At 65.9% G+C, this 20,333-nt stretch carries 17 protein-coding genes; 8 read left to right on the forward strand and 9 right to left on the reverse strand.

Going from position 1 to position 20,333, the window contains the following annotated elements; genetic code table 11:
- Positions 1-27: 27 nt before the first annotated feature.
- The 4 genes from atzF to C7446_RS02290 all read right to left on the reverse strand — a co-directional run bounded on the left by atzF (position 28) and on the right by C7446_RS02290 (position 5,609).
- Positions 28-1,845, reverse strand: coding sequence for an allophanate hydrolase (atzF, locus tag C7446_RS02275; protein WP_121170860.1), 1,818 nt, complete (start codon positions 1,843-1,845; stop codon positions 28-30).
- A complete protein-coding gene (locus C7446_RS02280; protein WP_121170862.1) occupies positions 1,842-2,564 on the reverse strand; it encodes a GntR family transcriptional regulator in 723 nt (240 codons plus the stop codon). Before C7446_RS02280 ends, atzF begins: the two co-directional genes overlap by 4 nt.
- A gap of 311 nt (positions 2,565-2,875) precedes the next feature.
- The gene (locus C7446_RS02285) at positions 2,876-4,234 is read right to left on the reverse strand and encodes a sodium/glutamate symporter (protein WP_121170864.1); all 1,359 of its coding nucleotides are present in this window, start codon (positions 4,232-4,234) and stop codon (positions 2,876-2,878) included.
- Positions 4,235-4,292: 58 nt separating this feature from the next.
- On the reverse strand, positions 4,293-5,609 hold the full coding sequence (locus tag C7446_RS02290) for an NAD(P)/FAD-dependent oxidoreductase (RefSeq protein WP_211327824.1): 1,317 nt from the start codon (positions 5,607-5,609) through the stop codon (positions 4,293-4,295).
- 149 nt (positions 5,610-5,758) lie between these two features.
- Between C7446_RS02290 and C7446_RS02295 the strand changes: the two genes are divergently transcribed.
- The 7 genes from C7446_RS02295 (at position 5,759) to C7446_RS02325 (ending at position 12,803) form a co-directional block, all read left to right on the forward strand.
- Positions 5,759-6,577, forward strand: coding sequence for an IclR family transcriptional regulator (locus C7446_RS02295; RefSeq protein WP_121170868.1), 819 nt, complete (start codon positions 5,759-5,761; stop codon positions 6,575-6,577).
- A gap of 293 nt (positions 6,578-6,870) precedes the next feature.
- Positions 6,871-7,569: an SOS response-associated peptidase gene (locus tag C7446_RS02300; RefSeq protein ID WP_245977606.1), complete on the forward strand. Its 699-nt coding sequence runs from the start codon at positions 6,871-6,873 to the stop codon at positions 7,567-7,569.
- Positions 7,570-7,961: 392 nt separating this feature from the next.
- Positions 7,962-8,972, forward strand: coding sequence for a TRAP transporter substrate-binding protein (locus tag C7446_RS02305; RefSeq protein ID WP_121170872.1), 1,011 nt, complete (start codon positions 7,962-7,964; stop codon positions 8,970-8,972).
- 66 nt (positions 8,973-9,038) lie between these two features.
- Entirely contained in the window at positions 9,039-9,551 is a 513-nt protein-coding gene (locus C7446_RS02310) for a TRAP transporter small permease (protein ID WP_170149974.1), read from the forward strand.
- Positions 9,552-9,554: 3 nt separating this feature from the next.
- Positions 9,555-10,835, forward strand: coding sequence for a TRAP transporter large permease (locus C7446_RS02315; protein WP_121170876.1), 1,281 nt, complete (start codon positions 9,555-9,557; stop codon positions 10,833-10,835).
- Between the two features lie 15 nt (positions 10,836-10,850).
- Positions 10,851-12,032 (forward strand): alpha-hydroxy acid oxidase, encoded by a 1,182-nt coding sequence (locus C7446_RS02320; protein ID WP_121170878.1) that lies wholly within the window; start codon positions 10,851-10,853, stop codon positions 12,030-12,032.
- A 99-nt stretch (positions 12,033-12,131) separates the two neighbouring features.
- The gene (locus C7446_RS02325) at positions 12,132-12,803 is read left to right on the forward strand and encodes a GntR family transcriptional regulator (protein ID WP_121170880.1); all 672 of its coding nucleotides are present in this window, start codon (positions 12,132-12,134) and stop codon (positions 12,801-12,803) included.
- 121 nt (positions 12,804-12,924) lie between these two features.
- On the opposite strand, the gene C7446_RS02330 is transcribed toward C7446_RS02325, so the two are convergent.
- Positions 12,925-15,204: a glycoside hydrolase family 3 C-terminal domain-containing protein gene (locus C7446_RS02330; protein ID WP_121170882.1), complete on the reverse strand. Its 2,280-nt coding sequence runs from the start codon at positions 15,202-15,204 to the stop codon at positions 12,925-12,927.
- Between the two features lie 20 nt (positions 15,205-15,224).
- Positions 15,225-16,547 carry an MFS transporter gene (locus C7446_RS02335; protein WP_121170884.1) on the reverse strand — a complete coding sequence of 441 codons (1,323 nt, stop codon included), beginning with the start codon at positions 16,545-16,547 and terminating at the stop codon, positions 15,225-15,227.
- Positions 16,548-16,737: 190 nt separating this feature from the next.
- Here C7446_RS02335 and C7446_RS02340 point away from each other — a divergent pair, with 190 nt between their 5' ends.
- A complete protein-coding gene (locus C7446_RS02340; RefSeq protein WP_170149975.1) occupies positions 16,738-17,736 on the forward strand; it encodes a LacI family DNA-binding transcriptional regulator in 999 nt (332 codons plus the stop codon).
- 37 nt (positions 17,737-17,773) lie between these two features.
- Here C7446_RS02340 and C7446_RS02345 read toward each other — a convergent pair whose 3' ends face one another.
- The 3 genes from C7446_RS02345 to C7446_RS02355 all read right to left on the reverse strand — a co-directional run bounded on the left by C7446_RS02345 (position 17,774) and on the right by C7446_RS02355 (position 20,120).
- Positions 17,774-18,646, reverse strand: coding sequence for a sulfite exporter TauE/SafE family protein (locus C7446_RS02345; RefSeq protein WP_121170888.1), 873 nt, complete (start codon positions 18,644-18,646; stop codon positions 17,774-17,776).
- Between the two features lie 24 nt (positions 18,647-18,670).
- Positions 18,671-19,642, reverse strand: a complete 972-nt coding sequence (locus tag C7446_RS02350; protein ID WP_245977609.1) for a CysB family HTH-type transcriptional regulator — start codon at positions 19,640-19,642, stop codon at positions 18,671-18,673.
- 268 nt (positions 19,643-19,910) lie between these two features.
- The gene (locus C7446_RS02355; RefSeq protein WP_121170890.1) at positions 19,911-20,120 is read right to left on the reverse strand and encodes a hypothetical protein; all 210 of its coding nucleotides are present in this window, start codon (positions 20,118-20,120) and stop codon (positions 19,911-19,913) included.
- Positions 20,121-20,333: the final 213 nt, after the last annotated feature.

Genomic DNA, 20,333 nt, shown 5'->3' on the forward strand with positions numbered 1-20,333 from the left:
GGCAGTAGTGTCGGGCGTGACAGCGGATCAGGCGGTCGTCGCCGGTCGGGTGTGCAGCCAGCGGCGCCAGCTGCCCCATTCGGTGATGTCATGCACGTCGTGCATTGCTTCCAGTGCGCCGGCCACGGTGACGAAGCCGCAGCACCACTCGCCGCTGGCAAGCTCGAGCCGGCCGAGGCCGAGCGGTGGGGCGATCTCCGCCAGCAGGCTGCCGAGTGCCACGGTGGGCAGGCGCCAGACCTCGACCTCGATGGCCGCTCCGTGCTGCTCGTCACGCACCATGGCGGGGCGCGGCGGTTCGCCGGGCAGCGCCAGCAGCCGGTAGGCGGCGCTGCTGCGGGTGACCGCCACACGCCGGGCCCGGCGCTCGGTCAGCTGATGGTTGAGGGGCATGCCGGAGAGATGGGCGCCGCAGACCACCAGATCGGTCAGGCCATCGGCGGCCGGAGGCAGGGGGGCCGCTTGTCGGCGGGGCTGGCCGGTTGCTCCCAGGGGCAGCGCCAGGTGCTGCTCCATGGCGCGGCCGAAGCCCAGCAGCTTGAGATCGGCAAAGGCAGGGCCGAACAGGGTGACCCCCTGGGGACGGCCCTCGAGCAGGCTGACCGGCACGGCGAGGGCGGCGTAGTCCAGCAGGTTCATGAAGTTGGTCCAGCGCCCCAGCTGCGTGTTCAGCTCGATTGGGGCGGCGGCCACCTCGGCCTTCGTCGGGTGGGTGGTCACGGTCGGGGCCAGCATGAGATCGACCTGGGCCAGGCCTTCATTGGCCTGCCGGCCCAGTTCCGCCAGCCGATAGCGGGCATCGAAGGCTTCCACCGCAGAGGGCTGGCTGCCCCCGGCGATGACCTGTCGCGTGATCGGGTGCAGGGTCTCGGGGCGCTCCTCGATCAGGGCGCGAATGGCGTGATAGCGCTCGGCCACCCAGGGGCCGCCATAGAGCAGGCGGGCGGCTTCCAGCATCGGCGTACAATCGATCTCGGTGCGCGTGCCGCCCAGGGCTTCCAGGGTCCGGATAGCCGTCTGCATGGCACGGGTATGGGCGGGGTCCGTCGCCCACTGGGACTCGGGCGGCACGCCGAAACGGAAGGCCGCCGGCGGGGCACCGTAGCGCTGGCCGGCGGCACGGAAGTCGTGTCGGCGTGACCAGGCGCAGCAGGGGTCGAAGCGGGCGGTCGTATCGAGCACGGTGTGCGCGTCATCCGCACTCAGGGCAAACAGGCTGATGGTATCCAGCGTGGCGCAGGCGGGGACCACCCCCCGGGTGCTCAGCAGCCCCAGCGAAGGCTTGAGACCGAACAGGTTGTTGAAGCCGGCGGGCACCCGGCCGGACCCGGCGGTATCGGTGCCCAGCGCAAAGCTCACCTGACCGCAGGCCACGGCCACGGCCGAGCCGCTGCTGGAGCCGCCGGGGATGAAGGCAGGATCGAAGGCATTGTCGGGGGTGCCGTGGACCGCCGGGCTGCGTTCGCCCACCAGCCCGGTGGCGAACTGATCGAGATTGGTCTTGCCGAGCGGAATGGCCCCGGCATCGATCAGCAGCTGGACCGCGAAGGCACTCTGCTCCGGCGTATGGGCGTAGGCCGGACAGCCGGCCGTGGTGGGGACACCGGCCAGATCGATGTTGTCCTTGATCGCAAAGGGAATGCCGTAGAGGGGCAGCGTCTCCGGCGAGCTTGCGCGCAGCCGCGCCAGCCAGGGTTCTATCCGTTCCCGGCTCAGACGGGTGATCCAGATGGCCGGGTCCCCGTGGGCATCGATCCGCGACAGCAGCCGGTCGATCAGCGCATCCGGGGTCAGCGAGCCGTCCCGGTAGGCCCGCTGGAGGCCGGCAATGGTGAGATCGGTCATGTGGCGTCCTCCTGGTGGGGCCGGTGCCGGGCATGGGTCTCGACGAACTCCCGGGAGACGCTGCCGACCGAGAGCACATGCCGCCGGGCGGCCTCGGCGGCTTCGCGGGCGTCACCGGCCACGATGGCCTCGACGATGGCGGCATGTTCGGCGAAGGAGCGTTCCGGCCGGTGGGAGACACGAAACTGGGTGTGGCGGAAGGGGGCCAGGCGGGTGCGGGTGGTGCGGGTCAGCTCGATCAGATAGTCGCTGCGTGAGCCGGCATACAGGCGGGAGTGGAACTCGTCGTTGAATCCGGTGTAGGCCGCCGAGTCGGGCTGCTCGGCGAGCCCGCGCGAGGCGTCGTGCAGCGTGACCAGGGCGTGGCGCTCCTCGAGGGTCATGCGTTGTGCGCACAGGCCGGCGCAGGCGGCCTCGAGCTCGGCCATCGCCTCGAACATGCTGAGCAGCTGCGACTCGGAAATGCATGCAGTGACCACGCCGCGATTGGGGCGGCGCTCCACCAGCCCCATCGCGAACAGATGGCCGAATGCTTCCCGGACGGGGGTGCGGGAGACCCCGAAGCGCTCGGCGATCGAGCGGGCGCTCAGGCGGGTGCCCGGGGGCCAGTCACCGGAGACGATCTCCTCGGAGAGCGCCGTGACCATGGCGTCCACCGTCGTTCCTTCCCGAATCAACGTGCGGGCAGGCGCCCGCGGCTCGCTGGCTGACTGAAACATGCTCGGTACGGTTCCCGCTGGGCTGGATTCATCCACCGGTTCTCGCACGGTGGCGGTCTGACAAACTGCATGCAGTTCCGGTGCCAGCAGGAATAAAAGTGCTCGTAAACCAGTGTGATGGGGCGAAAGGGAAGTGTCCGGTGGCGATGCCATGAAAAGTGCATGCACCTTTGGGGTGCCGGGGACGGCACCGTGCACCCGGAGCGACCGGCGCAGGCGGCTGGCGGGAAGAAGGGGGAAGTATCAGGTGCCCTGACGCATGCGCCGGCCACGCCCGCAGGCGTGGCCGGCCGAACAGGCCCGGGGCGGGATCAGCGCCTTGCCGGGGCCTCGCCTGCATCCGCTGCCGGCAGCCGCAGCCACCCGGCCCGGGTGGCAATCGCGGCGATGACGGCCACGGTGCCCAGCGTGATCGCCACATAGAGCCAGGAGTGGCCCGCAATCAGCAGGATGGGGGAGAAGGTCACCAGCATGATCTCGACCGGGGCGCCGAAGATGTAGGCCAGTGCAAAGTCGTCGAGGGTGCGGCTCTTCAGCCGGGGATCGACGATCCTGAGCAGGGCGATGCCCATCGCCACGGTGCCCGTGAACCAGCCCCAGCCGAACAGCCCCTTTTCGAACCAGTACTCCCTGAACAGGCAGGGGGCGACGTAGCGGAAGAAGCAGTAGCTGAAGGCAACGCCGAACAGCAGCAGCAGCAGCGGCACGAAGTAGGCGGCCACCACCGCGAGGTTGATGGAGGCGATGCCGAAGGCCACCAGCACGTCGGTGGCGCCACTGCCGATGCGGTTGATGACGGGGGCGCTGACATAGTGGCGAACGCCGCAGACGCTCAACAGCGCATTGAGGCCCAGCCCCACCAGGAAGGCGAGGGCGAAGGCCGGCGCGGTGAAGTCGAACAGCGCCGCGATCGTCCCCTTGAGCCAGAAGCTGGCGCCGGCAACGGCGGTGACCAGCAGCAGGTGAAACAGCAGCGGTTCGATCGTCATCGAGGAGATCGTTTCCACGCTCTCGCTCTCCCGCTTGTCGGTGGGCACCAGGCCGGTGCGCAGTTCGGAGGGCAGCGAGCCGAACTCGCTGATGAAGCTGGTCCGGCCGCGCCGCGAATTGTGGCGGATGATGGCGATGCCGCCGATGATCGAGCAGAGGACCCCGACCGTCGCCGAGGTCATGGCCAGCGAGGTGGCTTCCGGCCAGCCGTGCGCCGCGAACACCTCCCCGATCGCGGCGGCCGTGCCATGGCCGCCGACAAAGCCGGTGGCCAGCAGCAGGCCGAAGCCTTCCGGCATCGACGACCAGAACGGCGAGAAGAAGACCAGCGCAAACAGCACCCCGGCACCGTACATGCCGATCAGGGCCATGTTGCCGAAGGACCAAATGCTGCCGACCCGGCCCGCGATGCGTCCCAGCGGCACGCGCTGTGCCGCCAGCCCCAGCGAGCCGAAGATGAAGGCAATCAGGATGCCCGGGTAGCTGGCCATGTGGCCCGAAAAGCCCAGCCAGTCCAGACCATTCGGGCCGAGCAGTAGCCCCAGCAGGCCGGCCGTGATGCTGGCCGGCAGGAACAGCTTCTGCATCCAGACCAGCCGGGCACGCAGTGCCACGCCGGCCAGCAGCAGGATCGCCATCAGGGCGGCGTCGTTCATCAGGGTGTCCAGGGAAAACGTCATCTCATGCTCCTGTCTCGCCTTGTTGTTGTAAAAAGAGCCGGTATCAGCCACTGCCGGATCAGGGGGTCGGGTCCGCCTCGGCGAAGCGGCTGAAGCGATAGGGGGTGGGGTCCACCAGGGGGGTATTGCCCGTGACCAGATCCGCCATCAGCTGACCTGCGCCGGGGGCGGTCCCGAAGCCGTGACCGGAGAAGCCGGTGGCCAGGTGGAATCCCGGCAGGGTGTCGATGGCATCGATGACCGGAACGGCATCCGGGGTGACGTCGATCAGCCCGCCCCAGCGCTGGGTGATCTCGAGGTCCCGGAAGAAGGGCACCGCCTCTCCGATCTGGCGCGTGGCTTCCTTCAGGACCCGCGCGGAGGGCACGGGGTCGAGTACGCGCTCGCGCTCGAAGGGCGAGACGCCATCATCCGACCAGCGGCGGTGATGCCACGCCTCCTGCCACAGCCGGGCATCGAGGCGCAGCCGGAACTCCTCCCGGCTGGTGCGCATCATGGGCAGGAAGTCGCGCAGATAGCGGAAGCTGTCGGGCACGATCGGTGCCAGCGAGCCGCCCCGGTGTGAAATGGTGTAGCCGCCATCCGCGCGCTTGCGAAACGAGAAGCCGCTGGTGCCCAGGGCCGCATCGGGGCCGCCCGGCATGGGGGCGGTGCGCATCACCGAACCCAGCACCTTCAGCTGGGGCAGCCGGATGCCCAGATGGCGGCAGAACAGCGACGACCAGGCGCCTCCCGCCAGCACCACCGCCTGGGTACGCACCCGGCCGCGCTCGGTCACCACGGCATGCACCCGGCCGGCCCGGGTTTCGAGGCCGCGCACCGCACACTGCTGCAGGAGGGTCGCGCCCAGGCGCATGGCACTCCGGGCCATGGCGGGGGCCACGACATCCGGTTCGGCCCGGCCGTCGTCGGGGGTATAGAGCGCGCCCACGAAGGCACCGGGATCGACCCCGGGCATGTATCGGGCCAGCTCTGCGCTATCCAGCAGGCGCGAGCTGACCCCGTAGTGGCGGGCCCGCGCCAGCCACTCACGCTGCTGGGTCAGCTCGGCCTCGTTGCGACAGGCATACAGGATGCCGGTGCGCTTGAAGCCGATATCTTCCGACAGCGCTGCTGCCAGTTCGGGCCAGCGGGCCAGGCTGGCCATCGCCAGCGGGATCTCGCGCTCGTCGCGCCCCATGGTGCGACACCACCCCCAGTTGCGGGAGGACTGCTCGCCGGCGATTACCCCCTTCTCCAGCAGGGTGACACGGACGCCGGTGCGGGCCAGTGCCCAGGCCGTGGCGACCCCGATGATGCCGCCGCCGATGACGGCGACATCGGTCTCGTCGGGCAGGGCGGGGGAGGATTCGACCGTCTGAATATGCGGGTACATGGTCATCCTGTTGTTATTGGCCGGTGACGACTTCGACATCTATCACCGCCGCGGAAAGACGAACAACCGGAACCGCCGGCCGTGCTTCCCGGGGGTCCGCTTTGCTCATATAGTGAGACCACTGCCATGCATCCACGGCCGGGGGCCCCATGCCGCAACCTGCTCATCTGCCGCCCGAAGCGGAACGTCCGGACGTGGCGGGTACCCGGACCCTGGCGCGTGCCATGCAGCTGCTGCGCCTGGTGGCGGCGCAGGGCGATCGCGGGGCGACGGTCGGGATGCTGCGCCAGCACTCGGGGCTGTCACGCGCGACGCTCTACCGGCTGCTGCTGAGCCTGCGCCGCCAGGGGCTGCTGCGACAGCCCTATCCGCGGGGCGCCTACTTCCTGGGCTATGAACTGCTGTCGCTCGGTGCCCGGGCGGGCAATGCCAGCGGGCTGCGGGAGCTGGCACGCCCGGCGCTGTTGCAGCTGGCCGCCCACTTCGGGGACAGCTTCTTTCTGCTGGTCCCGGATGGCTACTTTGCGCTCTGTCTGGAGATGCAGGATGGCGACCGGCCGGTGCGCTGCTTCTCCCAGGCGGTCGGCGGGCGCATCCTGATGGGGGTCGGGCAGGCCAGCATTGCGCTGCTCGCCGGCATGCCCGCTGCGCAGCGCCAGACCATTCTGGCCCACAATGCGCCGCGGCTGACGCGCGAGTATCAGCTCGAGATGTCGCGGGTGCGCCGCCAGGTCTCCCGGGCAGGGCAGCGCGGGCATGCCTACAGTGCCGGTGGCATCGGGCTGGATGGCTATACCGGCGTGGCGGTGCCGGTACGCACCACGCAGTGGCATGTGGTGGGCGCGCTCAGCTGTGCCATCGAGATCGACGAGATGACCCGTGGCCATCGGCGTGCGCTGGTGGCGGCCCTCAAGCATCATGCCGGCGAGGTCGGCGAGCGGACCGGTCAGCTGCTGAGACTGACGTAACCCGGTGGTGGCGGTGTCATACCATCAACCAGCTTGATAATGACCTTCACGGCGTTCGATTCGTGCTCCTTCCACTCCGGGCCGACACTGCTGCCATCAGGAAGATGCAGTGCCTTCCGGCACGTTCTGAAACACGGAAAGGAGTACGACCATGAACGCCCGCAACCGTCTCAATACCCTGTTCGCCATCACGCTGGCTGCCCTGCTGCCGACGGCGGCACTGGCCAATCCGGTGGATAGCGGTGCAGGGGAGAGCGCCGCTGCCCCGTGACCGGAGGCGACTTCGCCACCACTTGCCCTATACTGGGCACATGTGTGGACGCTACGCCCTGTTTACCCGAAAGGCGCAGCTGCTGGACCAGCTGCCCCTGCGGGTTCGTGATGCAGATGATGATGCCGGACAGCCGCGCTACAACGTGGCACCCGGCACCGAAGTGCTGGCCGTACGCCGGGCCAGCGATGACGACGAGAACACGGCGATAACGCTGGACAGGCTCTGGTGGGGCTATCATCCCCACTGGGCGGGTGACAGCGCTCCGACCCCCATCAATGCGAAGGCCGAGAAGGTCGCCACCTCGAAATACTATGCAGGTGCCTTTGCCCGTCAGCGCTGCCTGATTCCTGCGGATGGCTGGTATGAGTGGCTGGCCACCGAACACGGCAAGCAGCCGCATTTCATCTGTCGGCAGGATCGCAGCCCCGTCTGGCTGGCCGGTATCTGGAGCGCGCGGCCGGATGGCACCCCGGGGCTGGCGATCATCACCCATGATGCCCGCGGCGTGGCGACCGAGGTGCATTCGCGGATGCCGCTGGCGCTGGACGAGCGCTGCCTGACGGAGTGGCTCGATCCGCACATGACCGACCGGGAGAGCGTTCGCCAGCTGATCCGCCCCCTGCCGGCCGAGCTGCTGAGCCACTGGCCCGTCAGCCGCGAGGTGAACCGGGTCGGCAATGATCGGGCCACCCTGATCGAGCCGATCAATCCGGCATGACGCGCCGGTACACTCCCTGTGTCGCTTGCCCACCCGGCGGTCGCCCGGCGACTGGCCCGGGCATCATGTCCCCATGCTGCTGCCGATGAGGCCACGCGCCCGGCGTATGATGCGCGCCCACCGGGCCGCGTCGTGGCGGAATGATCGCTCCGGGCCGCCTTGAACAGCGGTGCTGAACCGTTGCGGTATCGGCATGAAGTGCTCCGGCTGTTTCCGGTTTTTCATGGGCTTTTTCCAACACGAAACCGGTTGATGTTCAGCAATGATTTCCCGATTTAGACAAAAGTCAGGCTATGCGCCGCTTTCTTGAATACTAGTATATTAGTTCCGGGCGCCGGCCATTGCAGGGAAATAAAGCGGGTGCCTGACTCAATGAAAAGGGAGCGCGAGCAATGAAATCATTTCTCTCTGCAGGCTTGTATCGCCTGCTGACAGGCGTCTTCTGCGTGGGTGCGGTACTGGTAACCGGTCAGGCTTATGCTCAGAGTTCGGCAACCATCAAGGTCGCCAGCTACTTTGCCGAAGAGCATCCCCAGAACGTCGCCATTCGGGAAAAGTTCAAGCCGTATGTCGAGAATCATTCCGACATGAAGGTGAAGATATACCCCAACAGTTCGCTCGGCGATGAACGGCAATATACCAACGGCGTACGCACCGGTAGCATCGAAATGGCGATCGCCGGCATGGGACTGCAGACAGCGGATCCCCGCATCGGTTTTCCGGAATGGCCCTTCTTGTTCGAGAACTATGATCAGGCCCAATCCATGCTGAATGGCCCGGTGGGAGAGAAGATTGATCCGGCCTTCCGCGAGTTGGGGGTTGAGCCACTGGCGTGGACAGCCAATGGATTCCGGGTGTTCTCCAGCAATCGCAGGATCGGCAGCATGGAAGACTTCAAGGGCTTCAAGCTCAGAATGCCCAACCTGAAACTGTACGTGCGTGTCGGCCAGGCCCTGGGTGCCAATGTGCAGACCATGGGGATGTCCGAGGTGTATCCGGCACTGGAGCAGGGCGTGGTGGATGGTCAGGACAATCCGCTGGCAACGCTCTACCGTTCCGGCTGGTATGAGGTGCAGAGCAACGTGCTGGAAAGCCGACACATGTTCAGCCCCAATGTCTATCTGATGAACAAGCGCTTTTACGACAATCTGAGTGAAGAGGATCAAAAGGTCATTCAGGAGGCATCGCATCAGGCGATGGAAATGGAGTGGCAGCTGATGCGGGATTCGGCGGCAGAGATCAAGCAGAAGCTGAAGGCGGCAGGACTCGAGGTGACAGAGCCCGATCAGCAGTTTCACGACCGCATGGTCAGTGCCATGCAGCCCATCTACGACGACTTCGAGCAGCAGTATGACTGGGCCGGCGAGTGGCTCGACATGGTACGCAATCACACTCGGGACTGATCACTGCCGATGGCCATGCAGGGCAGTTTCCTGCATGGCAGATCGCTCACTGCCACGGAGGTGGCCATGTCTCTTGCCGGTCTTTTCAGTCTGCTGGACAAGCTGATCAAGCTCGCCATTGCCATCGCCCTGGTGCTGATGGTCGGGTTCGTGTTTACCAATGTCGTGCTGCGCTATGCCTTTGACAGCGGCCTGACCTGGTCCAGCGAAGTGGCCCGTTACCTGTTTGTCTGGGTGGTCTTTCTGGGCTCGATTCTGGCGGTGGCCGATCACAGCCATCTGGGGGTCGATATCCTGGTCAGCCGGGTGCCGCTCTGGCTGCAGAAGGTGCTGTTCGTCATTTCGGTCATCCTGATCACCGGTGTCATGAGCCTGGTGGTACGCGGGCTTCTGCTGCTGATCGAGCTGAATGTCGGCATCACCGGCCCGGCCACCGAGCTGCCCATCAACAACTATTACCACGCCGGCATGATCTCGGCCGTGCTCATGTCGCTGGTGCTGATCTTCCAGGCGATCAGCTTTGTGATTACCGGTCGTCATGGACCGCAGTGGAGCCGGCACCGGGATGGGGAGGAGTGAGTCATGATGGTCGTGGTCTTTCTGGCCGTGCTGTTTTCGCTGATGCTGATCGGCATGCCGATTGCCTTTGCGATGCTCTGTTCGGCCGTGGTGATGATGTGGTCGCAGGACATGTTCAATGTCACGACCCTGGCCGAGCATTTCATTACCGGGGCCAACAGTTTTGCGCTGATGGCCATCCCGTTCTTCATCCTCACCGGGGAGATCATGAACGCCGGGGGCATCTCGAAACGCATCGTCGAGTTCGCCTCCTCGCTGGTGGGGCACGTGAAGGGCGGTCTGGGGTATGTCGCCATCATCGCCGGCGTCATCTTCGCCGGTCTTTCCGGCTCCGCCGTGGCCGATACGGCGGCATTGGGGTCGATTCTGATTCCCATGATGGTCGCCCAGGGGTATGAGAAGCGGCGTTCCACGGGGCTGGTCGCTTCGGTGGGCATTGTCGGCACCGTCTTTCCGCCCAGCATTCCGCTGATTCTCTATGGCGTGGTGGGCAGCGTCTCGATTACCGGGCTGTTCATGGGCGGTATCGTGCCCGGCATCCTGATGGCCATCGGCATGACCGTGACCTGGTGGTTCGTGGCCCGCCGGGCGGATACCCAACAGCTGGAAAGGGCGAGCTGGCAGGAGCGCCGGCGGACCTTCCGACGCGCCTTCTGGGCGCTGCTGCTGCCCCTGATCATCATTGTCGGCCTGCGTGGCGGCGTGTTCACGCCCACCGAGGCCGGGGTGGTCGCGGCGGTCTATGCCTTCGTGATCAGTCTCTGCCACCGCGAGCTGAAACTGACCCAGCTGTTCGAGGTGCTGGCCGGTACGGCCAAGACCACGGCTATTGTCATGCTGATCGCCTCGGCGGCGATCGTGACCGCCTACGCCATCACGGTGGCCCAGATTCCGGCGCAGATCGCAGCCGGTCTGACCAGCATTACCGACAGTCCCACGCTGATGATGCTGATCATCATGGTAATTCTGCTGCTGTTCGGCTGTGTCATGGACATGACCCCGGCGGTGCTGATCTTCGCCCCGGTGCTGATTCCGGTGGTGCAGCAGCTGGGCATCGACCCCATCTATTTCGGGGTAGTCATGATCATCAATCTGTCGATCGGTCTGATTACGCCCCCCGTGGGCACCGTGCTGTATGTCGGCTGCAGCATCAGCCGGATCAGCATCATCGATATCACGCGCGGTATCTGGCCGATGCTGGTGATGTATGTCGCCATCCTGTTCGCCCTGATCCTGTTTCCCCAGATTGTCACGGTGCCGCTTGAGATCCTGCACGGTGGCTGATTTTTCGGAGTCGGCATGAAAAGATCCCTGTCCCGCTGGCGGCGGTTCGACCAGGCGCGCAGCATTGCGGAGCTGGCCGAGATCGCCCGCCGGCGCCTGCCCAACTTTGTCTACGAGTACATTCACGGGGGCTCGGATGACGAGGTCAGTCTCGCCAACAATCGCGCCGTGTTCGATCGCTATCGCTTCACCCCCAGAACGCTGACCGATGTCAGTCATCGCGACCCGGGCTGTACGCTGTTCGGCCGCCGGATCAGCATGCCGGTCGTGGTCGGGCCGACCGGGTTCAATGGCATGGTGACCAAAAACGGTGATACGAAGCTGGCCCGCGCGGCAGCCGGGCGCGGCATTCCCTTTACCCTCAGCAACGTCTCCACGGTCCCGCTGGAGGAGATCGCCACTACTCCCGGCGGTTGGCAGTGGATGCAGATCTATTTCTATCGTGACCGGGACTATGTGGCGCAGCTGGTCCACCGCTGCCGCGAGTCGGGCTACGACACCATTGTCGTCACCACCGATAGCGCCATCTACGGCAACCGGGAGTGGGATGCCCGCAACTACGCGCGCCCCTTCGTGCTCGACTGGCGCAACAAGCTGCATGCCCTGAGCCGGCCGCGCTGGATCAAAGACGTGCTCTATCCGGAGGGCATCCCGACCTTCAAGAACCTCGGTGATCTGCTGCCACCCGAAGACACGTCCGTGAAGGGCGCCGCGGCCGAGATCGGCAGGCATCTCATGCCGTCGCTGAGCTGGGAGGATATCCGCTGGCTGCGCGATCGGTGGTCCGGCCATCTGGTGATCAAGGGGATTCTCTCGGTCGAGGAGGCGTGCACGGCGGTCGAGTATGGCGTCGACGGCATCGTGCTGTCCAATCACGGCGGCCGCCAGCTCGACAGCTCGGTCTCTCCGGTGGAAATCCTGCCCGAGGTGCGCAAGGCCGTGGGGGATCGGTTGACCCTGCTGCTCGACGGCGGCTTCAGGCGCGGCAGCGACATTCTCAAGGCCCGGCTGCTGGGCGCCGATGCCGTGCTGCTGGGACGCACCACGCTCTACGGACTGGGCGCCGGGGGCGAGGCCGGCGTCGATCATGCGCTCGGCCTGCTGCAGGGCGAGCTGGATCGCAATCTCGGTCTGCTGGGCTGCAGCTGCCTGGCGGAGCTGGATGACTCGCTGATGAGACGAGTGGGCGATGCCTGACTGCCATGCCGGCGGCACCCGGTGCGGACAGCGGCCGTTTCGTGACGCCTCCGGGCAGGCTAAAGTGGCCGGAAACCAGAACCTGTGAGGGCTGTCGGCATGATGAACCGGTCTCGGGGGCGCTCCTCCAGTGATCGCGCCTATATCGAAATTCGCGACAAGATCATCACGACGGCACTGAAGCCCGGCGAGAGGATTTCCGAAAAGGCGCTGTCGGAGGAGTTCGGCATCAGTCGCACGCCGATTCGCGAGGCCCTCATGAGGCTGCGCTACGATGGTTTCGTGGACATCCTGGCCCAGCGCGGTACCTACGTGACCCCCATTCACCTGGATGTGGTACGGGCCGCCCACTACAGCCGTTCGGTACTCGAGTGCGCGTTGGTGCGGGATGCCGCGCTGCGCTGCAGCGAGCGCGAGGCCCGGGCGCTGTGGGAGAATCTGGAGCAGCAGCAGCTGATTGCCGACCAGGGCAGCGGCCTGTACCGGATCGAGGGGCTGGATGAGACGCTGCATCAGCAGCTTGCCGGGATCGCCGGCCAGCCCTCCCTCTGGCAGGTCATCTACCCGGTGCAGCTGCACATCAACCGGGTCAGGACGCTGTTTCTCAGCAGCACCCGGGTGCCGGAGATCATCCGGGAGCACGACGCCATCATCCGGGCCGTCACCCGGCATGACGCGGAAGCCGCGCAGGCCGCCATGCAGACACACCTCGAGTACATGGAAAACAACATCGAACGCCTGGCCGACAGCTACTCGGAGTATCTCTCGTGACCGTGTCCGGCACGTTGCCGGGGCGCTGCCGCCGGGTCGGGTGATAACCGGAGAGGCGGCGAGCGGCGAGGGCCGGGACACGGCAGGCGCGCCCCGGCCGGTTGCCCGTACCGCTGCAACGCTACAGTGCCTTCAGCTCGGCAATCAGCGTCTCCAGCCCGGCTTCGGTCAGCAGGCCGCCGCTGGCGGCCACCAGTGCCCTGAGCGGCAGATAACGCCACATGGCGTTCATCATCTCGCTGGCGTCATCCGCCCGCTCACCCTGCATGCCGGCCAGCAGCGGAACCTCATCGGCGATCGGTGCAAGATGCGCCTTTATCAGCGCCATGGCGGCCGGGAAGGGGGCAAGATCGCCGATCAGGGTATTGCGATGAATGGCGGGCAGGGGCTGCGGATCGCCCTCGACCTCGAGGCTGTGCGCGAGCCGGATATCCCGCGAGGAGGCGCCCACCCGCACCTCGAAACGGCCTCCGGGAACCCGCCACTGCGCGAGTGCCACGTCGTAATGGGCGAAATCGCGGCGCGCAAGCTCGAGCTCGACCCGACGGCTTTCGCCGGGCGCCAGACTGATCTTGCAGAAGGCCTTGAGGGCCTGCTCCGGCATGATGACCGTTTCGGTACCATCGTGCAGGTAGAGCTGGACGACCTCTCGCCCGGGGCGCTGGCCGGTATTGGTTACCGCCACGCTCACGGTCAGCCGATCCGCGGACGTCAGGCGCTCATGGGAGAGTTCGAGCCCGTCATACTCGAAGCGGGTATAGCTCAGGCCGTGGCCGAACGGGAACAGCGGCGCAATGCCGACACTGTCGTAATGGCGGTAGCCGACAAACAGCCCCTCGCTGTAGTACGCCGTATCCCCTTCTCCCGGGAAGGCGGTGTAGCAGGGCGTATGTTCGAGCCGTTCGGGGAAGGTTTCCGCCAGCCGTCCGGCGGGGTCGGCATGGCCGAACAGAAGATCGGCAATCGCACTGCCGACGGCCTGACCGCCCAGATAGCCTTCGAGAATGGCGCTGACCTCGCTGGCCCACGGCATCGCCACCGGCGCGCCGTTGGCGAGTACCACCACGGTGTTCGGCTGCACGGCGGTGACGGCCGCCAGCAGGGCCAGCTGATTCTCCGGCAGGTTCAGGTGGGTGCGGTCGTAGCCCTCCGACTCATGGCGCTCCGGCAGCCCCAGGAACAGCACGGCCACCTCGGCCCGACGCGCGGTGTCGGTGGCAGCCTCGATCAGTGCCTGATCGCTGTGATCCTGGTCGATCGCGAAGCCGCGGGCGTAGTCGACCTGGTCGCCGGTCGCCTGCAGGGCGGCCAGCGGCGTGTCGACCCGGGTGGCGTTGACATGGGAGCTGCCGCCGCCCTGGTAGCGCGGCCGTTCGGCGAACTCTCCGATGACGGCCACGTGCCGGTCGGAGGCCAGGGGCAGTACCCCGTCGTTGGCGAGCAGCACCATGCTGTCACGGGCCACCTCCCGGGCCAGCTGATGATGCGCCTCGGCATCATGAGTGGCGTCGGGGCGCCGCGCCTCATGGGCGTGCAGGATGCCCTCGAGCAGGCGGACGACGGCCTGGTCGAGCACGGCCTCGTCGAGTTCGCCCGACTCGACGGCCGCCACGATCTGGCGGTCGCGCTCGCCGTTGGTGGCCGGCATCTCCAGCTCCAGCCCGGCGCGCAGCCCGGCGACCCGGTCGTTGACCGCCATCCAGTCGGACACCACGAACCCCCGGAAGCCCCACTCGTTGCGCAGGATATCGGTCAGCAGGCGCGGGTGTTCGCTGCAGTACTCGCCATTGACCCGGTTGTAGGCGCACATCACGGTCCAGGGCTGGGCCTCGATGACGGCCTTTTCGAAGCTGGCCAGATAGATCTCGCGCAGCGTGCGCTCGTCGATCCGGGCATCGACCGACATGCGGCGATGCTCCTGATTGTTGGCGGCGAAGTGCTTGAGGGAGGCTCCGACGCCCTGCGATTGCACGCCACGGATATAGGCGGCCGCCAGCGTGGCGGAGAGCAGCGGATCCTCGGAGAGATACTCGAAGTTGCGCCCGCACAGCGGCGAGCGCTTGATGTTGGTACCCGGGCCGAGCAGGAAGGCGACATCCTCGGCCAGCGCTTCCTCGCCCAGAGCCACGCCGACCCGTTCCAGCAGCTCGGGGTCCCAGGAGCTGGCCAGACCGGCCGCGGTGGGAAAGCAGGTCGCGGGCACGCTGTCCAGCAGCCCCAGATGGTCGTCGCCCGGTCCGGTGGGCTGCTTGCGCAGGCCGTGTGGCCCGTCGGACATCATTACCGAGGGAATGCCCACTCTGTCGATGGCCTGGGTATGCCAGAAATCGGCGCCGGAGCAGAGGCTGGCCTTCTCCTCCAGTGTCAGCTGCGACAGCAGCGTTTCGGTCCGGTGGTGCATGGTGCTCTCCTGAACGGTTGTCAGTGACTGGTGGGTTTGGCGGCGCGGATCTGCTCCATGCGCCGGTCACTCAGGGGGTGCAGCCACATCAGCAGTACCACCCCGAGTGCGCCGACTGCCGGCAGTACGCTCATCATGCTCTTGATCAGTGTCAGGACGAGGTCGCCCTGTTCGGTGTTGGGGGTATAGCCGGCCAGGGAGAACAGCAGGCCGGTCAGCATGCCGCCGATGCTCATGCCGAACTTCTGGCTGAAGGTGACCGCGCTGGTGGAGGCGCCGGTGGCCTTGCGCCCGGAACGGTACTCAACGTAGTCGGCGATGTCGGCCACCATGGCCCACATGTTGGGGGTGATGACGCCATTGAGGAACTTGGCAGCAAAAAAGGCGGCGAAATAGGCGGGGGCTCCCCAGTCGGCGGCGAGGAAGAACAGCGCCAGTGCCAGCGCATAGGCCAGGTTGCCCACGATTATGATCCGGCGCTTGCAGAAGCGCTGCAGGCAGAACTGGTTGAACAGGATGCCGACGACCACGCCGATATAGCCGGAGGCCAGAAACCACGAGACCAGCTCCTCGTTGCCGATGTAGTACTTGAAGAAGTAGATGGCGGCCGAGTCGGGCATCAGCATCAGGGCGAAGATCAGCAGGCTGGCGGCAAACATGATCCAGAAGGGCTTCGCCCGGGCGACGTGGCCGAAGGTCCTGAGCGGGTTGCGCTCTTCCTCGCCCTGGGTATGGCGTTCGCGCACGCCGCGGAAGGTCAGCATGAAAACCAGAAAGGTGACCGCGCCATAGAGGGCGTAGGTGAGGGCGAAGCCGCGCTGGTCGTCACCGCCGCCCAGCCATTCGACCAGCGGCAGGGTGGAGTAGCTGATGATGACAAAGCCCACGTAGGAACAGAGCATGCGGGCATTGGTGAGCTGGCGGCGTTCCCGGTTGTCGATGGTCATCGCGACCGGCAGGGCCGAATAGGGCACATTCACCAGCGTATAGAGGCCCATCAGTAGCATGTAGGTCGCGAAGGCGTAGACCACGCGCCCGGTATCGCCGAAGGGCGGCGTCATGAAGGTCAATGCCAGCAGCACCGCCAGCGGCAGCGAGAAGTACAGGATATAGGGGCGCAGCCTGCCCAGTCGGGTATGGGTGCGATCCGCCAGCCAGCCCACCAGGGGATCGGTGATGGCATCCCAGAAGCGGGTGATCAGGAAGAGCGTGCCGACCAGGGCGGGGCTCAGGCCGAAGACATCCGTGTAGAAGTACATCAGATAGAGCGATAGCGACGCCCAGGTGAAAGCGCTTGCAAAATCGCCCAGTCCGTAACTCAGTTTTCCCCTTGCACCCAACATACCGATTTCTCCCGTTCGGGGGCAGAAGCCTGGCTGACAGATGGCGTTTCATTGTTATGAAAGCGCTTTCATGCTGGTTCAGCAGATTTTCCCTGACTACACGACTTTCGTCCTGGATCAGGGCAGCATGATTGCTTCAGGGGCTTATCATGAGCACCAGCACGAAAGTCGAGGCCCGGGAGGAGCGCATATGTCGACCATCAGGGAAGTTGCCGAGCTGGCGGGAGTCTCCCAGGCCACGGTCTCCCGCGTCATGAGCGGGGAGGTACCGGTCACCGAGAGCACGCGTCAGCGGGTCGAGTCGGCGATGCAGGCGCTGGATTATGCCCCCAACGCCTTTGCGCGCTCGCTGGCATCCAATCGCTCGCAGGGGGTGGGGCTGATGATCTCCCACCTGGGAGGCCCCTTCATGGGGCGCATGATGGTGACGCTGGAAGACCGGCTGCGGGCGTATGACAAGTCGCTGCTGGTGGCGTCCGGGCGCAGCGACCCCGAGCGTGAGCGCGAGACCGTGCGCTTCCTGCTGGCCCGGCGCTGCGACGGGATGCTGCTGCACGCCGATGGCATGGGCGATGACGAACTGGCGGCGCTGGCGGAGCGGCTGCCGGTGGTGATTCTCAATCGGCTGGTGCCCCGCCTCGCCGAGCAGTGCGTTCACATCGACAACGTGGCCGGAGGCTACCAGGCGACCCGACATCTGATCGGGCATGGTCATCGGGCGATCGCCTGCATTACCGGTCCGCTCTGGAAGCAGGATGCCACCCAGCGGCTGATGGGATATCGCCGGGCCATGGCGGAAGCGCATCTGGCGGTGGACAGTGACTGCGTGATCGAAGGCGACTCCACGGAGGCGGGCGGGCGCCGGGCCGTGGACCGGCTCGAGGCGCGCGGAGTGGCCTGCACGGCGGTGGTGGCCGGCAACGACGAGATGGCGGTGGGCGCCATGGCCCGGCTGCGGGAGCTGGGCCGCCGTATCCCCGGCGATATCTCGGTGATCGGCTATGACGATGAGGCCTATGCGCATCATCTGACCCCGGGGCTGACCACCATTCACGCCCCGATCGAGGAAATGGCCGAGGCCGCCGCCGCCCGGTTGCTCGAGCTGACCTATGAGCTGCCCTGGCAGGGCCCGCTGGTGTTCAGGCCCTGGCTGGTCGAACGCGGCACGGTGGCCGGGCGGCGTGACTGACGCGCCCATCCGGCCGGGCGGCAGGCCTGCGGGGGCACTACTCCGCCTGGCGGGCGCGTCGGCTCTGATGCTGATGAACGGCATGCAGCACGACCCCCGCCCAGATCGCCAGCAGCACCAGCTGGGTGCCGGTGATCATGTCGGCCGGGAGCTCGACCGCCCCGAGCACGGTGCGGGCGTTGATCACCACGATCGCGCCGCCCACGAACACCCCCAGCAGCTGCGCCGGCATCAGTCGCACCAGCCAGGCGGCCAGTGGTGCCGCGAGTAATCCGCTGATGGCAAAGATTGCCACCCACTGCCAGTTGATGTTGTCGACGCCCAGCGCCAGCAGGAAGCCCAGTGTACCCGCCACCGTGACAAAGAATTCACTGCTGTCGACCGAGCCGATCACCTTGCGGGCCTCGATGCCCCGATGGGCCAGCAGTACCGGGGTCGAGATCGGCCCCCAGCCGCCACCGCCCACGCTGTCGAAAAAGCCGGCCACCACGGAGAGCGGGATCAGCTTCCAGCGGGCGATCCGGGCGCTGCCCGCGCCGGCCTCGAAGCCGAACAGGTAGCGCGCCACGATGTACAGGCCGAGCAGCAGCAGCACGGTGGAAATGTACGGCTTGATCATGTCACCGGGAATGTTGCTCAGAAAGCAGGCCCCCGCAAAGGCGCCCAGTGCGCCGGGGATCAGCATGGTTCTGACCAGTCGTTTGTCCACGTTGCCCAGGCGCAGGTGGGAGAGCCCCGAGGCCGCCGTGGTGGCGGTTTCGGCCATGTGGATGGAGGCCGAGGCGATCGCCGGCGTAATGCCCATGGCCAGCAGAATGGAGGAGGAGGTCAGGCCATAGCCCATGCCGATCGCGCCGTCGACCAGCTGGGCGATGAATCCGGCGATACCGAACAGAATCAGCTTTTGCATGCAGCAGGCTCCTGGAAGATGACATCAGATGCTGGTGGCAGAGAGCGCCGCCCTCACGGCGTCGGGGGAGAGCTCGGGGGTACAGCACTCGAGAAAGCGATAGGCAAAATTGCGCAGCAGGTGGCCCCGGCGCAGTGCAATCAGCGTGGTGTTGCTGGGGAAGAGCGGATGGCCGTCGATCAGCTGCAGGCCGTGATCGCGTGCCGGATCAAAGGCGACGGAGGCAATGATGCCGATACCGAGCCGGAGCTCGACGTAGGTCTTGATGACATCGGCATCCAGTGCCGACATGACGATGTCCGGCGTCACGCCGGCTGCCTGAAAGGCTTCATCGATCCGCGAGCGGCCGGTGAACCCTTCGTGATAGGTGACAATGGGATAGCGGGCGATGGTCGCCAGCCCCGGCTCGGGGCTTGCCAGCAGCGGATGTCCGTCGGGCACGACAATGGCGTGCTGCCAGCTGTGAAACGCGAAAGTGACAAAGTCGTGGCGCTCATCGGCCAGCGCCTCGGTGGCAATGCCGATATCGATCTGGCCGGCCTTCAGCAGGGAGACGATTTCACCCGGACCGCACTGATGCAGTTCGAGATGCACCTCCGGGTAATCCTGTCTGAAGCGCGTAATGACGCCGGGCAGGGCGTAACGCGCCTGGGTATGGGTGGTGGCGATGCGCAGGTGCCCCCGTTCCTGATCGCTCCACTGGGCGGCCAGGCGCTTCAGGTTTTCCGTATCCAGCAGGATGCGCTCGACAATCTCGAACAGCGCGCCGCCGGCTGCCGTCAGCCCCAGCAGTCGCTTGCCCCGGCGCTCGAAGAGTTCGACCCCCAGTTCGTCTTCCAGATCGCGGATATGCTTGCTGACGCCGGACTGGGAAGTGTGCAGGGCATTGGAAGCTTCGGTCAGGTTGAAGTGGCGGCGCACGATTTCACGGACGAGACGCAATTGCTGGATATTTACCGGAGCCTCGGAACGTCGAATGGCAGGAAGTCCGCTCAATATAATGACGTTCTTTCAGGCCGCTAAATGGTGATTTCCGATATGAATATCCGAAAAGCTGATAAGCCTTCACGGCAGTAAATGACGGCGGGTCGGGCGGGGATGGTCCGAGGATGCGACGGCTCGTGACCGCCGGAAGGCAGCTCGCCACGGAGGCCGGAATGGCGGGTGCCGGCCGGGGCGCGACCGGGCTTCGGACGGCCCGGCCGGTATCGGCAGGTTGTCAGGAGCGGGCCCGTTGCGTCTCGATCAATGGGCCGCGGCCGCGCTATCGGCCGGCCTCTTCATTCATGCGCCGGCAGTCCTCTTCGGCCTCGTCACGGACCTCGTATTCATTGCCGACATACTGCTGCTGCTGGTGGTCATAGATGCGAAAGCTTTCCAGCGGCATGTCATTCGGGCCCTCGTTCTGTTCCCGGTTGGGATCACCCTGAATGTGCGATGTGGCGTGCTCGAATACCTCGTAGCGCTGCGGCATGTCTGCTCTCCGATTGGCGTATTCACCTCCCAGTGTGGTCACCCCGTCCAGGGAATGCCACCGGCTTCCCGTGGCCTTCTCATGCTGTTTCATGAGCACGTCGGCAAAGTGCATCGCTACCCCCGGAAACGGATGTAGTACGCTCGATACCGGAGCCGTGATACCCGGTATTGCCCATGATGACCGGCAGCATGGTGCGAAACATGGCGGCTG

This window comes from Kushneria sinocarnis, assembly GCF_003633775.1.
Taxonomy (GTDB): Bacteria; Pseudomonadota; Gammaproteobacteria; order Pseudomonadales; family Halomonadaceae; genus Kushneria; species Kushneria sinocarnis.